The organism is Pseudoalteromonas sp. Z9A5 (assembly GCF_011378875.1).
Lineage (GTDB): Bacteria > Pseudomonadota > Gammaproteobacteria > Enterobacterales > Alteromonadaceae > Pseudoalteromonas.
This window is the reverse complement of sequence record NZ_WTLC01000020.1, coordinates 45,676-63,935: the sequence shown is the minus strand read 5'-3', so window position 1 is coordinate 63,935 and position 18,260 is coordinate 45,676. Positions and strand designations below refer to the sequence as shown.

General features: G+C 36.8%; 12 protein-coding genes. 4 read left to right on the top strand and 8 right to left on the bottom strand.

The features are described from left to right. Nucleotides 1–60 precede the first annotated feature (60 nt). Nucleotides 61–3,072, bottom strand: coding sequence for a TonB-dependent receptor (locus GQR56_RS11840; RefSeq protein WP_166111680.1), 3,012 nt, complete (start codon nt 3,070–3,072; stop codon nt 61–63). 310 nt (nt 3,073–3,382) lie between these two features. Here GQR56_RS11840 and GQR56_RS11835 point away from each other — a divergent pair, with 310 nt between their 5' ends. Next, entirely contained in the window at nt 3,383–3,967 is a 585-nt protein-coding gene (locus tag GQR56_RS11835) for a DKNYY domain-containing protein (RefSeq protein ID WP_166111752.1), read from the top strand. Between the two features lie 51 nt (nt 3,968–4,018). Here the strand turns inward: GQR56_RS11835 and GQR56_RS11830 are convergent, their stop codons facing one another. Next, nucleotides 4,019–4,789: a DUF1223 domain-containing protein gene (locus GQR56_RS11830; RefSeq protein ID WP_166111677.1), complete on the bottom strand. Its 771-nt coding sequence runs from the start codon at nt 4,787–4,789 to the stop codon at nt 4,019–4,021. Between the two features lie 177 nt (nt 4,790–4,966). Between GQR56_RS11830 and GQR56_RS11825 the strand changes: the two genes are divergently transcribed. Both GQR56_RS11825 and GQR56_RS11820 read left to right on the top strand, forming a co-directional pair. Next, complete coding sequence (locus GQR56_RS11825) at nt 4,967–5,644, top strand: glutathione S-transferase family protein (RefSeq protein ID WP_166111674.1); 678 nt, start codon at nt 4,967–4,969, stop codon at nt 5,642–5,644. A 368-nt stretch (nt 5,645–6,012) separates the two neighbouring features. Further along, nucleotides 6,013–7,209, top strand: a complete 1,197-nt coding sequence (locus GQR56_RS11820) for a diguanylate cyclase (protein ID WP_166111671.1) — start codon at nt 6,013–6,015, stop codon at nt 7,207–7,209. A gap of 106 nt (nt 7,210–7,315) precedes the next feature. Here GQR56_RS11820 and GQR56_RS11815 read toward each other — a convergent pair whose 3' ends face one another. The 6 genes from GQR56_RS11815 to gss all read right to left on the bottom strand — a co-directional run bounded on the left by GQR56_RS11815 (nt 7,316) and on the right by gss (nt 17,238). Beyond that, nucleotides 7,316–9,052 (bottom strand): SulP family inorganic anion transporter, encoded by a 1,737-nt coding sequence (locus GQR56_RS11815; protein ID WP_166111668.1) that lies wholly within the window; start codon nt 9,050–9,052, stop codon nt 7,316–7,318. A gap of 245 nt (nt 9,053–9,297) precedes the next feature. Beyond that, nucleotides 9,298–12,237: a TonB-dependent receptor gene (locus tag GQR56_RS11810; protein ID WP_166111665.1), complete on the bottom strand. Its 2,940-nt coding sequence runs from the start codon at nt 12,235–12,237 to the stop codon at nt 9,298–9,300. A 931-nt stretch (nt 12,238–13,168) separates the two neighbouring features. Next, a complete protein-coding gene (locus GQR56_RS11805) occupies nt 13,169–13,870 on the bottom strand; it encodes a hypothetical protein (RefSeq protein ID WP_166111662.1) in 702 nt (233 codons plus the stop codon). Between the two features lie 291 nt (nt 13,871–14,161). Further along, entirely contained in the window at nt 14,162–14,686 is a 525-nt protein-coding gene (gene dps / locus GQR56_RS11800; RefSeq protein ID WP_166111659.1) for a DNA starvation/stationary phase protection protein Dps, read from the bottom strand. A gap of 236 nt (nt 14,687–14,922) precedes the next feature. Then, a complete protein-coding gene (locus GQR56_RS11795; RefSeq protein ID WP_024611760.1) occupies nt 14,923–15,291 on the bottom strand; it encodes a DUF2237 domain-containing protein in 369 nt (122 codons plus the stop codon). Nucleotides 15,292–15,369: 78 nt separating this feature from the next. After that, nucleotides 15,370–17,238, bottom strand: a complete 1,869-nt coding sequence (gene gss / locus GQR56_RS11790) for a bifunctional glutathionylspermidine amidase/synthase (protein ID WP_166111656.1) — start codon at nt 17,236–17,238, stop codon at nt 15,370–15,372. A gap of 461 nt (nt 17,239–17,699) precedes the next feature. Between gss and GQR56_RS11785 the strand changes: the two genes are divergently transcribed. Further along, nucleotides 17,700–18,194: a hypothetical protein gene (locus tag GQR56_RS11785; protein WP_166111653.1), complete on the top strand. Its 495-nt coding sequence runs from the start codon at nt 17,700–17,702 to the stop codon at nt 18,192–18,194. Nucleotides 18,195–18,260: the final 66 nt, after the last annotated feature.

The following is an 18,260-nucleotide window of genomic DNA, read 5'->3' as shown; positions in this document are numbered from 1 at the left end:
TACTTGTTCCTGCTTATACGGTAAAAAGAAGAGCAACCTAAGTTGCTCAGTTATGAAAATTTAATCAAAGCTCATGCTTAAACTAGCATAAAGGTAGCGACCTTCAATGTCATGTAAACTGGCTTCGTAACCATATGTTTCGTCTGCTAAAGGAGGTTCTTTATCGAACATATTACGCATACCAATACGAACACGAGTGCCCTCTAATGCGCCCGAATCATAGGTATATTGACCATAAAGACTAAACGTTACCCAGCTACCCACATGCCAAAACTCACCGGTGTCGTTGTGTACAGCACTGGTGTCATAAAAGTCACCAACATATTTGCCGTATAATCCAGCACCCCAGTTGTTATAACCCCAAGAAAGAGTGCTTGAAGCTTGCCACTCTGGTCGTCCATCCATTTGTATTAAGTTACCTACATCTTCTAAAGCAAGCCCTAGCTCCATTAATTTAGCCGATTCTTCATCGATACTTTGATAGGCTTTAAGTAGTTTTGCTGCGTTTAATTTAAAATCAAAATCGCCAAACTGAGTATCATTAATGCGATAGTTAACGCTTAAGTCTAAGCCTTCTGTAACACGAGAATCAAGGTTTTCAAATAAACCAATAACTTCACTCATATCGCCAACGGCGGCAAGACCCGAACCACTAAAAAATGCAATATCATCGACAGTCGCTTCAGAACGAACAACGTTACTATTACTACTGCCATTTAAACGATAGTAATAGTCTAAATCAGCAATATTTTGATTTGAGCGAATGCCTATTAAATCTTCTTGTTCTATACGCCAAAAATCAGCTGTAAAGGTAAGGTTGTCGATCATATCTGGGCTGTAAACTAAACCTAACCCATAGTTATAATCATTTTCTGGTTTTAAATTTGAGTTTCCATAACGAATATTAGAAACACTATCGCTGCTGCTACATTCACTTAAGTTACTAAGCTCCCCTTTATTAATTTGTGCTTGGCAACGGTAGTAATCTGTTGGGTAATTTACCCGAGTAGTGCTAGCTGTATGAAGTTGCTCTAAGTTTGGTGCTCTAAAGCCTTCAGAGTAAGAGCCTCTAATTTGTAAGCTTTTTACTGGATACCAACTTAAAACTACTTTTGGTTTAAAAACACTGCCTACATCACTGTATTGCTCAAAACGTCCTGCTAATTGAAAATCAAGTTTATCAACTAAAGGAATGTCCATATCGGGGCTAATTAAAGAGCCGGCTAATTCAATAAAGGCAGAAGATACATTACGTGAACCACTTGCATTAGGCTGACCGCTTGATCCCATTACATCGGAGCCATAAGTCATATCGGTTACGCTATCAGTGTATGTGGTTGTTCCGTTTAGTCTATCGTCATATTTGTTTTCAAAGTTTTCATAGCGCCATTCAGCACCCAATGCTAATCCAACATCACCGCCAGGAAGAGAAAATAAAGAAGGTGTTGATACTTTAAAATCAACTAACCCTAATTCTGTTTCGCCAGTTCGTGAGGTGTCGATTAAAAAGCCATTAATTGTTTCTTGAGAGTTACAAAGAGCATTACAAAATGGGTTATAAGCTGAACTATCTTGTTTATTTACGCTATCTTGAAACAAGCTTAAACTTATACGGTTGTCTGTACTGTCAATGGTTTTTGCTGCTGAATACAAAGCTGCGGTGTCCCAGCTCCAATCTGCTATATCTCCGCGAGCTCCACCTAAAAATCGGTATGACGTGTTTTTTACATTAATTTGTCGTGTACCAGCATCAACTACGCGGTAGGCATCTATAGTTACATCTAAACCTTCATTTGGTATTGCATAACCAGATAATTGATTAGCGCCAGAGCCTAAAGGGTTCCAGTAAGCCGAGCTCGAAATAGTAACTGGGGCAGAAGTAAGAGTTGCTGTTTCGCCTCGCTGCGAGTTTGACTCAGCACGGTAATAACCAAGTTCACTATAAAGCTCGGTGTTATTGCCTAAATCGTGGTTAATAAATACAAATGTATTTATACGTTCGGTTTCGGGGATCAAAGTTCGGCTTGAGTTGGTATTGTATCCTTGGGTATCGCTACTAATACTTCCGCTATCGACACATAATCCATTTGATAAAACACATTGCTGGTCACTATCAGCGGAGTCTGCGCCTTCTACATGAAAACGACCTGCGGAACTTGTTAAACCATCCACTGATTCGCTTGCATCAAAACGTCCCCAAGGTGTTGTTGTTGATGAGTTACGAAAATTAGAATCGCCTTGCCAACTCGTGCCTTCAATAAATGGACGAAGATCGGAGTTAGCCGAACGATCATTTTCTGATGCCATGACTTCTGAGCCATAGTAGTAATTTGCAGTTGCGGTTACATTGGTCATTCCATCATTTAAATCCCAGCCAGCTAAAGCATTTAGATTAAGCTTTTCTCTGCTGGTATTTTCGGCTTGACCATATTGCATATCAAATCGGTAGCCACTGTAATCTTTACGCATTTGTGTATTTACAACGCCTGCAACGGCGTCAGAGCCATAAATAGCTGCAGCACCGTCATGCAGCACTTCAACCGCTCCAATACCCATTACTGGTATTGAGTTCATATTAACGGTTGTGACCGGAACAGAGTTTTCGGTTTGCGATCCTGGGTGCTGTACTAAACGACGGCCATTTAATAATACAAGCGTGTTACCTGTACCAATACTGCGTAAATTAATAGATGCAACATCTCCCCTTGATGCATAAACCCCGCTAACAACATCATTACCATTAAAACTAACAGTGCCGTTGCTAGGAATCGAAGCAAATAATTCACTACCAGATGTTGCGCCAATGGCATCAATATCTTTCGAATCAATAATAGAGACAGGTAACGAGCCGGTAATTGTAGCTCCTTTAATCATTGAGCCTACAATGCTAATAATTTCAACGTCTTCATCTTTTACTTTTTTAGTAGCGGTTCGACTTGGAATTGCTGTTTCATCAAGTTCATTTTGGCTGTTTTGTTCTGCTACAGTAGGTAGTGTCGTGATACCTAACGCAGATACTAAACACAAAGTTATTTTATTTAATTGATACTTAGATTTGTATAGCGGATTCATTTTATTCCCCTGTTGTACTCTTTTTTAATCGTTATATTTTTATTTCCTGCAGGTCATAGACTGCACAAAAAGACTAAATATGACAATTGACAAAAAAGCCCCCTCCTATAACCTAAAGTTATGGGGTCTATACACATAAATAAGTCGTTTTAGAGTGGATTTATGGTGTAATTAACATAAAAGTTGTGGCTTAACATCCCATTAAAAAATTGATATGTATACCTTTTTATTGGCTACTAAAGCTGGCTAGCAGCTCTAGGTAAATACTTTGATTTACAGTGTGTAAAAATGTTTTAATTATTTAAGTTAAATAGAATTTATTACTTGGTTAGACTCAATTGAATATAAAAATATCTATAGTTTAAAAATAGTAGGTAGTAGTTATTTAATTGTTGATGGAAAGGTTTTTTTTGGTACTAAACAAATAGCTAATGCTCAAGCAGCCGAGTTTGAATTATTAAGTAATCCTTGTTTTAGTAAGGATTCAGAATGCGTTTTTTATGATGGATTAATACTTAAAAATGCAGAGGCGAAAACATTTCATTTATTGAATGATTATGGTGATTATGCAACAGATGGAAAAAATATGTACTATCAAAAAAATGAACTAGAAGGTGTTAATGCTCAGTGTTTTGAGCTTTTAGACTCATTTTCTTTATTTGGACATGATGGAAAAAATGTTTATTTTGAACATCATAAAATTTCTGATATTGATATAAATAGTATAGAAGTAATCTCGCATCAAGAAGCAATTAAAGACGCTAAAAATGTATATTGGAAAGCAAATAAAGTGTTAGGAGCTGATCCAGAAACATTCATGTGTATTCAACGCAAGTACGATGCAGAAGATAAAAACGGCTTTTATAAAAATGGTATTTTAGTAAAGAAAAAGTAATTTAGTCACTCATACTGCTATTTATTATGAGTGACCTTGCTATTTTTAATACTAAAGCCAATCGGCTGCTACTTGTAGTGGGGTAGGGTCATCTTTTTTAGATACCCAAAACACTAAGGCTTGTTTAGTCGGTGATACATTAACAGCGTGTGGTAATGTTAAGTTAGCAGCAGCTAATTTATGATTAGCTGACATGCTGTTTTGCTGATAACCAATAACAACAAAGTCGTGTTTTAACTTGTTACCTGCATTTTCGCCGCTGTGTATTTGTGTTTCTATGCCAAATCCTAACAGCGCAACATGTGCTACTAAGTTTTGGTTACTACTATATTTAGTATTAACAATATCGTATTCAACATTAATTTTTGAGTTGTTTATAGTTGCTTGTAAATTCCCTAAATAAGGAACTTTGGTTTTAGGTATTGCTTGCTTATAAAACCAACCTTGCCAGCCGCTGCCGTCAACCATAAAGCCTGGAGTTGCTACAATACGACTTTTGCCGAGTGCTTTATAAGTACGTTGCCTTTTACTAAAAACGGCTGAAGCAAACGGGTCTTTCCATCCTAAGTAATCCCAGTAAGTAACATGAAAATTAATTGGGATTAAATCAGTCCATAGTTTTTCATCGTCTGTAAATTTTGAAATCCACTTTTCAGCTGGTGGGCAACTACTGCAGCCTTGTGATGTATAAAGTTCTAAAAAGGTAGTTTGATTAGCTGTACTCGAAATAGTTATTTGCTCTGCTGCTTGGCTTTGAGAGCAAAAAATTATTAACCCAGTTAACGCTATAGATAATGGACGGGATAGTGCTTTAAAAGGCATGTTACTTCTCGCAAAGGCTGATATTGCATTCAGCCTAAATGATATTTACGAATGAAGTATCACGAAACACTCACAATTAAATCACGTTTTAACTCCATATTTAACTTATTGAAAACTTAATTTGAACGATTGCTCAAGCTGTGCTTTAATCGTTATTCAATTATTGAGGAATATTACATGATTAAATTTTATTTTCACCATACTCCTAACCCGATGAAGGTTGCACTTTTTTTAGAAGAAACAGGTCTACCATTTGAGCTTGTTCCTCTTGATACTTTAAAAGGTGAGCAACATACACCTGAATTTAAAGCAATTAATCCAAATGCTAAAGCACCTGCAATAGTTGATGGTGAAACTCGTGTATTCGATTCGAACGCTATTTTAATGTACCTTTCTGAAAAATACGGAAAGTTAGCAGGTAAGGCAGAAGATCGTGCTGAAATGCTGTCGTGGTTAATGTTTATCGCATCTGGTTTAGGTCCGTATTCAGGACAGTCTGTGCATTTTAGACACATGGCGCCAGCAGGGCTTGATTACGCGGTTAACCGTTATTTACGTGAAGCGCAGCGCCATTACGAAGTGCTTGATGCGCACCTTGAAGGTCGCGATTTTATTGTAGGTGATACGTATACAATTGCTGATGTTTCAGCCTGGGGCTGGATTGATAAAGCACCGGTTGTATTAGGTGAAGAGGGCTTAGCACCGTACCCTAATCTTAAGCGTTGGTTTGAAAGTATTGATAGCCGCCCAGCGGTTGCACGTGCACGTGTAATTGGTACTGATGTAGCATTTAAAAAAGAGTTTGATGAAGACGCTAAAAAAGCGTTTTTCCCTTCAAATTACCCTAAAGTATAATTTTTAGGGCGTTATTAAATACGTTATAAAAGTAGGTCAGGTTTTATCTGACCTACTAACAATTAAAAAGCTAACTTCCTCTCCTAAAATCATAGCGTTTATTATTTCTTACTTAGGGATAATACGACCTCTAATTCTTCAATTTAATTATCGCTTTAATATTAAAATATTTAATAACAAACAAATTCACTTAAATATTCAAGACTAAAGAATTGCTTTTTTAAGCCTATTTACAGTCGCTCTAAATTAATTACGTATTATAAGGGGAATTAGTCACTTAACTTAGATTTTACAGTCAATACTATTTAGAATTGAATTAATGGTTGCACTTTGTAGCCTCAAAATAATAATTATGGTGCTGCAAAAAAATGACAAAAAAACCAACTCATATTGAAATTAATAATCCAAGAAAGGTGCTTACCTATACATATGTAATTTCTTTATCCGTTATTGCGATGTTGTCTATTGTTGTACATTTTATGTTAGATCACGTTATTGCTGAGCAAAGTACAACAGGTAAAGTGGTTAATGTAAGTGGAGAGCAAAGAATGCTATCGCAGCGAGTAAGTTTATTTGCTGTTGAGTATTTAACTTTAGGTACACCAGAAGCCAAATTTTTAGCTTTGGCTTCTTTAAATAAAATGCAAATAAATCATCAAAATCTATTGAGCGATTATTACAAAGCATTAAAAGACAAAGAAGCGCTGCCGCTATCTGTAACTCTACAAAATATGTATTTTAAAGAGCCGCAAAATGTTGATGGCAAGTTAAAGCTTTTTACTAAGCAAGTTGAAGCTGCATTAACTTTAAAACCAGGTGATCAACAAGGATATGAAAACATAAAAACAGGCTTTTTGGCAATGGCTAAAGAGCCTTTATTAAATGCTTTAAATATGGTTGTAATGCAATACGAGAAAGAAAGTATTGATAAAGTGAATGAGTTGCGATTTGCACAAAATGTAGTTTTGGGCATTATTATATTAACTATTTTAATTGAAGCATTTTTAGTTTTTCGTCCTATGGTTGATCGAATTAGTAAATTTGCTTATAAATTACAATACGATGCTAGCTTTGATCATTTAACGGGGTTATTAAACCGACGCTCATTTAATGTACACGCAACCAAAGCCATAATAGCGAGCCGTAGTCATAAACAAAAACTTGGTGTAGTTATTTTTGATATTGATTTATTTAAACGCATTAATGACACGTATGGTCATGCTGCTGGTGATTTAGCTATTCAGCATGTTTCTAATATCCTTAAAGAAAGTTGCCGTACAGCTGATTGCGTAGCTCGCTTTGGCGGCGAAGAATTTGTAATGTTACTACCCGATATGAATGAAGACGATTGTTTTCATTTAGCAGATAAAATTCGCGAAAAAATTAAAACTAGTCGTTTTCAATTTGAAAACACGACTATAGAGCTCGCTATAAGTGCGGGAGTTGCAATGTTAGATGAAGGGCAGGTTGATATTGAAGAGCCTCTTCGCCTAGCTGATGAGGCTTTATATGACTCTAAAAATAATGGCCGAAACCTAGTAACTCTATATAAAAAATCTAAATAGAGGATTATAAACTAGGCTGAAAAGCATAGACTCCTGCACTAAGAGCCTATGCTTATTACTTATGTTATTAACTAATTAACTCAGAAGTAAATTTATAAAGGGGAAACTACTTCTCTAAATATTCACTATTTATACTCGATTCGAACAAGCTAACCTCTTGTGTGTGCTGGCTTACGCTATTTCTTTTTAAGGCTATATATAAGTCTGAATGAATGTATATACCCTCTGTTCCTGACTTCATACCGGCAATTTCAAACCATGACAGCAGCTGGCGTTTCCTGCCTGCAAGCTCAAGCCTTATATCGCGCTTTTTAAATATAACATCTAGATCGGCAAGCATTGCCATTACGCTTAAATCTAAGTGAGTAAAGCAAGGTACTGCATCAATTATTACGCATTGAGTGTCGTCTTTTTGCCTGGCGTATTGTTCTAGTAATCTGCGTTTAAAGTAGCTGGCATTAAAGTAAGTTAAAGGTGAGTTAAAGCGATAGATAAAGACGCCTTGCACCGATTTTGCTTTATCTGTGGCGTCTAAGCTTCTTACTACACCATTAACATCTACGCCTAATATGTTGTCGGTTGGGCGCATAACAGTGCGAATAAACTGAAATAACCCAAGTAACACAGCAAGTGTGATCCCTGGTATAACGCCAATAAATAACACCGCAAGTAAGGTGGCTGAGGCGAGATAAAATGCCTGTTTATCTTTTCGTTTTAATTGCCAAATGGCTTTTAAATCGAGTAAGTGTACAGAGGCAATAATAAGTACAACACCCAGTGCCGCACTTGGAATAAATTCAAGCGGAGCAGTTAAAAATATAGCTATTACAGCAATAATTGTTGCCGCGATTATTGATACTAACTGCGTTTTTCCGCCTGTGGCATCGTTAACTGCGGTACGCGAGTCGGCGCCACTTACAGCAAAACCTTGCGAAAGTGCTGAGGCTATATTGGCAATGCCTAATGCTCTAAATTCTTTATCGGCGTCTATGTCGTAGCCATTTTTAGCGGCAAAGCTGCGAGCGGTTAGCATCATACTTACAAAGCTAACGATGGCTAAGTTAAGTGCAGGTACAACTAGCTCGCGAATAATGCCTAAATCAAAAACAGGGGTATTAAAAACAGGAAGCCCGCCTGTTACGGTACCAATGGTTTTTATATCAAGTTGTTTTAAATCAAAAATCCACACTAACAGTGCACCAAATGCAATGGCGAACATAGATGAAGGCCACGTAGGTTTTATGCGTTTCATGGCAAAATAAACAGCAAAGGTAAGTAGCGCCATTAATAATGTTGGAATGTGTGTTTGTGATAGGTATGTGGGTACCCCGCCTAGGCGTTCAAGTAAGTAGCGTTCATCAAAGGTAAAACCAAATACTTTAGAGAACTGACCAACAATAATAGTAATTGCTACACCGTTTAATAAGCCCATTAAAATTGGTTTAGATAAAAAGTCGGCTAATACACCTAGTTTAAATTTACTGGCTATAAAGCACCAAAAGCCGGTCATGGCGGTCATGGTTACAACAAGTTGCCAATGCTTAAAGCTGTCACCCGCCGCAAGTGGCGTAACTACGGCTGCAATAACTGCGCAGGTAGCTGCATCAGGACCTACTATTAATTGTTTTGAAGTACCAAAAAGTGCATATACCAACATAGGGAGTATGCAAGAATATAACCCTACAGCGGCGTTAACTCCGGTTAGCTGCGCATATGCAATTGCAACGGGTAAGGCAACTGCGGCTACCGACAGTGCGGCTCTAACATCATCGGCAAACCATTGTCGCTCATAATGGAGCAATGTATTTAAACCCGGCATAAAATTATATAAACGCGACAGCACTTCCAATTCCCTGTTAATAGTAATAACGCTTTGATAGTAAATTTAATATTAAAATAAGTATAGCTAGAGGAGAGTATTTTTTACGTAATACCCACTGCATTGAATTAGTTATTTACTATAGCGATGGAGAGTTATTTAACTCGGTAGAATAATCATGTTTTTAATAAGGTTTGTATCATCTAAATTTACTTTTCTATAGACGTAAAAAAGCCTGCATAAAAGCAGGCTTTAGCTTTCAGGGAAAATTAAAATTTAGCGCGAATGCCGAAGCTATAACGACGATCCGCTTCAGTGTACTTCCAAGCGCCACCTAGTTCAGATAGGTAGATTGAAGGCTCACCTGTTAAGTTTGTTGCATTACCTACTAGCGTAAAGTTTTCGTTAATGTCCCAACTTGCAGAGAAGTCTAACTGGCCTCTGTCATCACGGTAGTTATTACCGTAAACAGTGCCATCTTCTGAAATACCGCCTGTTGAGTTAATGTTTTCTACACGTTTTTCGTTTTCAGTATCTAAGAAGCCATCACGGTAGTTATAAGCTAGGCGAGTAGAGAAACCTTCGTATTCCCAAAATACTTGTAAGTTATACGTATTTTCAGAAATATCTAATAGTGGGTTTCCGTTCGGCTGTTCACTGTCTGCATACGTGTAGTTTGCATTAATACCTAAGCCCGAAAATGCACCAGGTAAGCTTGTAAAGAATTGTTGGTAACCAACTTCAAAACCTTGAACAGAGCCATTTTCACCGTTTACATTTTTAACGGTGTCGATGCCTGTTAAACCAGCATCACGTAAATCAGAAACATGATTAAAACCATCTGCATCTACAGGGAAGTCAGTTGCATCTGAGTAAACTAGGTTATCTTGCGATACGCCCGCTGTATCAAGCTGACATACTTGGTTCCACTGAGTTACATTTTGGCCAGCAGCCGTGCTTGATGCAGCCTGACAGCTACTTTCGTTACTTAAGAAAGATTTAACATCTTTATAAAATACAGCGAAAGATATTACGTTACCTTCATCAAAGTAATGCTCTACAGATAAGTCGTATTGTGTTGCACGGTAAGGTTCTAAATCGATAGAGCCTTGAGTTGCACCCGTAATGTCGTTATTAACGTCAAATGCTGGGCTTAGCTCGCTAAAGTCTGCTCGACGCATAACTTTTGCAGCAGCAAAGCGAAATAATGTTTCGTCTGAGTAGTTATAAGTAACGTTTAAGCTTGGTAAAAAGTCGCTGTAGTCGTTATCGCCTGTTACTTTTTCGCCATTAAGAAATACGCTTGATTCTAGGTCTGTCGTTACATAACGACCACCAATAATTGCAGTAACATTATCAAAGTCTAAGTAAGCCGACACATACACAGCCGCTGTATCTTCAACTACGTTACGGTATGCACTTTCTTGAAACTCTTGGTTATCAGAAAGGCTACCTGTTGATGCTAGGTTAGTGCCTGCTAGTAACTGCTGAAGTTGAGCATAAGTATTTGCTGGATTAGATAAACCGTTATAACTTAAAAATGTTAGTAAGTCGTTTTGTCCTGTGTGACCTAATTGGTCAAAAGAGTTGTCGTGGCTAACTGTTGTAAAGCTATTTGGAAATGCAGCATTGAAGTCATCAACCCATAATGTAGCTAATGAACCATCTGAGTCGTTAAATGCATTTTTGTAAATATCTTTAATTTCTACTTTGTATTGCTCGTATTCGTAATCACGGTTAGTAACACGTACACCTGCTTTAACTTTAGATACCCAGCTTAAGCTGCTGATAGGTTCAAACATTTCAACATCAAAACGAACGGCCGTTTCTTCGTTGTCAGTTCTTCTATCTTCACTTTTAAACGTACGTAGTGCTAAGTTTTGTGGGTCAGTAAATGCATTTGGATCTGAGTGTATGATGCTTGGTAATTTATTACCGTCTTGAGAAAATGCACCATCATATAAATGGTTTACTAAATCAACGCCGCCACTTGCTTCGAATGTTGATTTTTCGATTGGGCGTAAGGTAAACTCAGAATCAGGTCTTACGCTTTCTGATGACGCAACAGCAATTTCACCAGAAATTTTAATGCTATCTGTAAGGTTCCATTCTGCACCAAGTGCATTTGAAAACGAGTCAGTTTCACGAAAGTCACTGTATGTTTTAGGAATACCAAATTCGTTAGTTAGTGTGTAGTTGTTTACGCCGTTAGCGTCTTGTGTGGTGTTTGCATCTGTTGATAATGAACCAGCTACACCTAAAATAGAGTTACCAGTTTGCTCACCCGAGCGCTTAGTTCCGCTTAAATCAAGGTATACCATGCCATTACCTGACTGTGGTGCCCATTGAAGTGACAAGTTTACAGCTGTACGCTCACGTTTTTCTACGTATTGCTCAACACTGTGCTCATCTCTTACGATTGCGTTACCGCTTGGTGTGTTACCTTCTTGACCGTTAATTTCGATGTCTTGAGGTTTAACACGGCTAGACGTTTCATCTTGGCGAATTTCACGATCTTGATACGAAAACATAGCAATGGCACCAAAGGTACCCATTTCGTCAAAGTCCCAGTTGTTACCAAGTGAACCGCTAAAAATCGGTGCTACTTTTTCTGTTTTATCGGCGTATTCGCCATCTAATGACATTGCTGCCGTTAGTTTTTCTAATTCTAATGGACGAACAGTTTTTAAACTAACTGTTCCACCTAATGCGCCTTCAATCATATCGGCAGTAGGTGATTTAACAACTTCTACCGTTTTTAAGAAGCTTGATGGGTAATCTTGTAAGCTAATACCATCACGAGAGTCACCAATAGTAGAGCGACCATTTAACTCAACACGGTTTTGCGGTAAACCACGAATAGAAACGCTATCACCTACGCCAAAATCGGTATTAATAGACACACCAGTAATGCGTTGCAGCGCTTCAGCAATATTGTTATCTGGGAGTTTTCCTATATCTTCAGCAACAATAGCATCAACAATACGACCGTCGGTGCGTTTAAGCATTGCTGCAGCCTTCATACTTCCTAACATGCCTCTAACTTCAATAACTTCAATGTCACTGTCAGATGTTTCAGTCGTGTTTTGCGCTTCTTGCGCAGCTAAAGCTGACGAAGTCATTAATAAGAATGCAGCTGCACCCATTAATTTAGAGTTGTTTTTTTGTTGTTTATTTATTAGTGAGGAAGTAATTCGATTGAGTTCCATGTATCTCTCCCAGTTGGGTAATTGTGTGTTGTTAGTGAGTGTTGGTTTACCAATTTAGCTTTGTGTTCTCTGTTTGTTGTCATACAGAAAGTGTGGTTAAAATTAGTTCAATTAAGGTTTGATATCAAGCTTTGTTTACCAATAATGTGAATTTGGTATTACAACTTTGGTCTAATGTGGATTTATAGTTAATAAATTTAACAAGTTATGTTCTTTAATTATTTTGTAATCGTAGTAAAAAAATTGAATTTAATGTTGGTTTATAGGTTTATTATCGTTATTTACTCGTTTTAGATTCTAAAAAACAGATAGAATTAATCTTATTTATATGGGAAATATGTGGTTTTAATTGGTAAATAATCCATTATTTTAGATAGGAGAGTGCTTTATTACATATGGGTGATACAAAAAAGAGGTGTTTACTTACCAAGCATGTAGCACTGCATTTGTTAGAAAAAATGAGAAAATATAAATTACTTATTTATTGATTTTTTTTGTTTTTATCTGCATTGGTAAGATGGTTATGGTTTTATTTTTGTTTTTTTATACGGTATTGGTTAACCGTTTTTTGTGAGTGGGTGATGAAAAAATAATAAGGTAATAAAGTACGTATTAAATTTTCATTTTAGAGATTTAAACGCGGCGTCATATCATTAACTTGAAAATAAGTAATTAAATATAAAACTTTAGCTTTTAATTAAGTTATACCTTTTTCATTGAATTAGTGATCTATTACTACGACAGTAGGGGGGTAACTGCAAGGTGAAATCATAGATGTGTTGTTTCATATGGGCTATTTTAACGTTGTCAGGGAGGTCATCTGCTTACTAGAAAAATAGCGTTTTTAGAAAAGTTAGTGTTATTTGTGCCCTTTAATTTTAAAAAAACCTCCTACATTTTTAATGTGGAGGTTCTATTTAAATTTTATTGGTTATTTACCCGTGTAAAGTTTTACAGAATCCCACTTAACATGGAACTCACCTTCGCCACCTGTAAGCTGATAGGCACCTATTTTTTTATATTGTTTTTCCTCGCCACCAACCTCTATAGAACTAGACCAAATTTTAACATCATCAAGATAAAGGTTCGCATCTTCATAAGAATTACCGTTAGAAAGACCATTGGTTTTAATGATTAGTTTGTAACGAGTATCAAGTGATATTTTAACTTGAGGATGATCACTCCAACCATTATTTGAATAGTTGCTATCTCCTTGAACACCAAATATATACGAGCCATTTTCTTTTCTTACTTGGTAAATACTGAAAACACCGGTATCACTTGTAGAATGATCGTGGGTTTGTGCTACGCCCATTTTATTAAAATCGGAATAGTTACCATCTATTGTAAAATAACCAGTGAGCCTGTTATATCCTGTTCTACGTTGATATTTAAATTCATCTCTTTGTTTTCCATCAATGCAATTAGAATCATCAGTTAAACCAAACTTGAATGTCTTGCTTGTTGACGTTGATGTACTTGGTTTTAGAGCACAACCACTTGCATCCGTTTCAGGAAGGTTATCTTCGTTTTCTAATGTCCAACTAATATCGTTAAAGCTACCTGCTGTAGCTGTTGCGCTTAGAGCAAGTAAAGAACTGACAATAATTGATTTACAAGAAATTATTTTCATATTATACCTTGATAGTTTAGTTTCTAATTCAGGTTCAAATCTAGCAAAGTATTAACATAGTGTAAATTAAAATAGTATTTTAGGGTTGTTTATTTTTGTTGTTGTAGTTATTAAGGGTTGTTTTTTGGTGGGCTGGCTGTTCTATATCTCAATATATATTATTGGGTATTTGAGTTAAGGCAATAAAAAACCTCGTATTGGTGGTACGAGGTCTTTAAAATTTTAAGTGTATTGTTCAAAAGAAAGCAATTTTAGTAAGTACAGATACACTTAATTTTTATGAAAATTTACTTATTTTTTTAGTTCACCGGTTGACGATTCAATATGAGCTCGAATAAACCACTGAAATTGCTCTAAGTCAGCTAATTGACTGGTGATCATGTCTTCTGAAACAGGGTCTAACTCTGAAAGAGTGTCGATAGCTTTACGGTGGTCTGCATTAATACCGTTATACACTTTATCGAGTGCGCCTAAGTGCTCTGTTACTAAGCCTCTACCTATTGAGTATTCTTCCCATGTGCGGCGATCTACTATTGATTTTGGTGTACCAACAGGTATCCCGCCAAGTGTAGCGATTCGTTCTGCAATGGTGTCTGTCATTTCACGTACGATTTCAACCTGCGGGTCTATCATTTCATGTACACCAATGAAGTTAGGACCAACCACGTTCCAGTGAATATGTTTTAAAGTAAGCTGTAAATCGAGTAGTGCAACCATACGGTTCTCGAGTGTAGCTATTGTTTTTTGAGCTGATTCGTCACTCATACCTGGCGCGGTAAATTTAGCTGTTTTACTTGATTCGTTAGTGTTACTCATAATTTCTCCTGCTTAAGTAATGTGTTGCTCATGTATGCGTATATTGCATTATGAGCTTGACTTAAACTTAATGAAGCAACAGTTATGCCGAAAGTGAGATTTATTTAAAGTTGTTTTAAAACAATGTATTATGTTTGATCTTGGTTTTTTGCAGGTAGGATTAACTTTTATTTTTGAAAAGCCTGCATGCATTTGTAAAATATGCAGACTTTATTTTAATTACAGCTTAGGTGTATTTAAACTTTGGCTATATATTCATGCGCTTTTAAGAGTTCGAGCGAGACTATTTCTAACGATTTTTTATTTGTTGCTTCAAGTACCACCGGTGGCGCGGCGTTAGCAGTAGTAGCATGTAGCCATCTTACTGCACACAAGCACCATTTATCACCGGCTTTTAAACCTTCAAAATCGTAAAGAGGGTTAGGGCTTATTAAATCATTCCCCTGTGATTTTGAAAATTGTAAAAATTCGTCAGTCATAATTGCACATACACTATGATTACCAAGATCTGACTCTGGCACATAACAAAATCCTTCACGTGTATATCCACCATTTCCGCAACATAATTTTAAACGTGTATCGAGTACATTGAATTGATTTGCCATGAAAAACCTTAATTTTTTGTATTTAATGAAGTTAATAAGTACAAGCCCGCGACGATATTGCGAGCTTAGTGTTACTCATTATTTAATACGCAGTGCCATGCAATCGCTATGACCGTTTATGATCATACTTTTATCAACGCGTACGCCACCACCAGAGTATTTACCAGCAGCCGTAAAGCTACATATTTGTACAAAGTAGTCATCTACTTTAGGCAGTGCAAATAGTTGTTGGTATATCTGGTCTTGCTCGGCAAAGTGCCCAGCTGTTTTTTCTATAACTTGCTGATGTTCATCAACAAGTTGAATATTAGCACCACAACGTCCTACTATTGGTTTAACTACATAACCGGTTTGTAATAACTCGTCGTTAAGTTCAAATGCGGTATTAAGTAAATACTTATGATTAGGGAACAAGCTCCAAAGTATTGGTAAAATGGCCTTATTACTTGGGATTAATGTCCACAGTGGTTCAAATACCATCACGTTTTTACGCAGCAGTACATCTACTAGGCGCGGTGTTTCACCAGCTTGAAATTGTGGTTCAAAGTTATCAGTTAGTAATTGATCAGCTTCGCATTCCTCACGAATTTGATCAAGCGCAGTTTCCCAAGACCAGGTTTTCCACACATAGCTCAGCTGTGAGCCGTCTTCATCTACTATGTTGCCAGATTCATTCCAGCTAAGTGAACTTAAACCTATAACTAATTTACATTCAAAGCCTGCGGCTTCAATAGCTTCTTTCATAAATAATGCGTGGTAATGTTCTTCTGGTTCATCGTCTTGTAAAATATGAACAAGGCCTTTTACTTCACTTTTACGCCATGCTTTTACGAGGTCTTTAAATAAATTTTGACCTGCATCTACACCTGTTTTAACACCAAAGTGTTTTGCCCATTTACCTTGAACCTTGCCGCTTTCCATATAGCACGACGCTGAATCGCAATTGTATTCGTAAACTTTTAAACCTGCTGTTGTTAAGGCAAAGTCAAACCGGCTGGTAATTAATTGGTTTAAGCGGTTATCCCACGATTGACGAATTTTATTAAGCACAACATCGGGTAAATTAAACTTTTTTAATAACTCAGGGTGCTGCAATACGTAATCGGTAGCGTGCATAAATAAGCCATGTAGCTCATTTGTAGCATGCTCAATAGTTTGCTGCGCCGTTTGAGATATTGCAAAGTAATTATGCTGATCCTCATCTACGGATGTAAGTTTATGACCTTGCATCATTTCTACGTAAGCAGCTTCATCGTCATTGGCAATATTTAACCATGACTTTTTTGCTTGCCCTGTATCTGCTGCTTTATGTGCTTCTATAGTAAATAAGTCAGTGTTTAGCTCAGACGTTGGCTCAGCATATTCGGTTTTATCTGTTTGTGTCATCCAGCCTAAAATAGTGGCGTCGCTGTAAGAGCACTCAATCCAATAGTCGCCATCTTTAGTTACTTTTGCTTTTAGCTCACGACACCAGCTTTGATCTTTTGGCCATATTTGATGCCCTACATTTTGCTCAGCAAGCCGTATTTTATCCTCATGTACTTCTACAACGACAGCAACATGACCTGTTTCTTCAAACTCGCCGCCTTCTTCCCAAATAAGTAAGCTACCTACTTGAGGGTGATGTTTAGCACCATTTTTAAACGCGTTTAGCGGTAGTCTGCTTTGGCTATTTACATCGCGCACTGAACGCAGCTCAAAAATATCGTAAGCCATGGCTATATCATCAAAAATATAACCATGATTGAGGTACATCCATCGACGAGCAAATTCAACGCATTGCCATTTATAGCCCATGTAAATGCCGTCTAGGTAGCTACGGTAGGCACTTCGGTTAGGATAAATGCTTTCATCAGCCGTATCATAATCAGATGAATACACAGCAACATTACCAGGTGCATAACCTAATAAGGTACCAAAAACGCTAGCAGGAGCAGAAGATTTCATAAACAAAAACATTCAATATAAAGGTGTGATAATTTGCTGACTATATGAGCGAAACACTGTGATAGCAAGATATAAAATATGTTTTATGTAGAGAAAAATACATTAAGTAGAACTATTAAATTTGGAGTTAAGTTTAATTTATAGAGAATATATATGGCTATGTTTTATATGCTATTTATTACTATATTAGCTCAATGTTAAAACACATAAATGGCTCAGTAATTTAAAAATACCGATATATAGTATTAATTGAGAATTATTTACATCTAAGTTGGTAATAAATTCAAGTTTTATTTTTATAAACATAAAAAATCGCTATTGAACATTTTGTTTTTAGCATTCCAAGTTGCTGATTTTTTAGGTTTAATTTTAAATTGTTTATAAATAAACTATTTTTGGTTTGTTATTTGCTTTTATTAGTTTAGCAACACAACGTTTAAACTAAGAAAAGGAATTAAGATATGAGTAATGTTATTACAGGTTTATTTGGCAATACGTCTAAAGCTACATTAGCAATCTATAGATTAGAAGCGTTAGGAGTTAAAGATTCTGAAATCAGCATTGTGGCAAACGATTCTTATACAAAAGATGACTTTGCTGTAGATGAAGGTACTAAAGCGGCAGAAGGTGGCATTTTAGGTGCGGCTTCTGGTGGGGTGCTTGCTGCAATTGTTGGTGGTTTTACTGCTGTGGGTACTGTAGCCACTGGTGGTGCAGGACTTCTAGTTGCAGGACCACTTGTTGCAGCGCTTGCTGCTGGTGGAGCTGGTGCAGCCGCAGGTGGTGCGGTAGGTGCTATTGTTGGTGCTTTTATTCCAGAGCACGAAATTAAGTATTACGAAGACGCAATTAAAGAAGGTTCTGTACTTATAGGTGTTAAATACACCAGTGACAATAAGGATGATATAAAAGAAGCGCTTGAAAATGCAGGTGCTGAAAACGTATCAACAGCTTAGTTATTAATAATTGGTTTAATAAACTATATGGGGAAGCGGCTTGCCGCTTCCCCATTTTTTGTACAA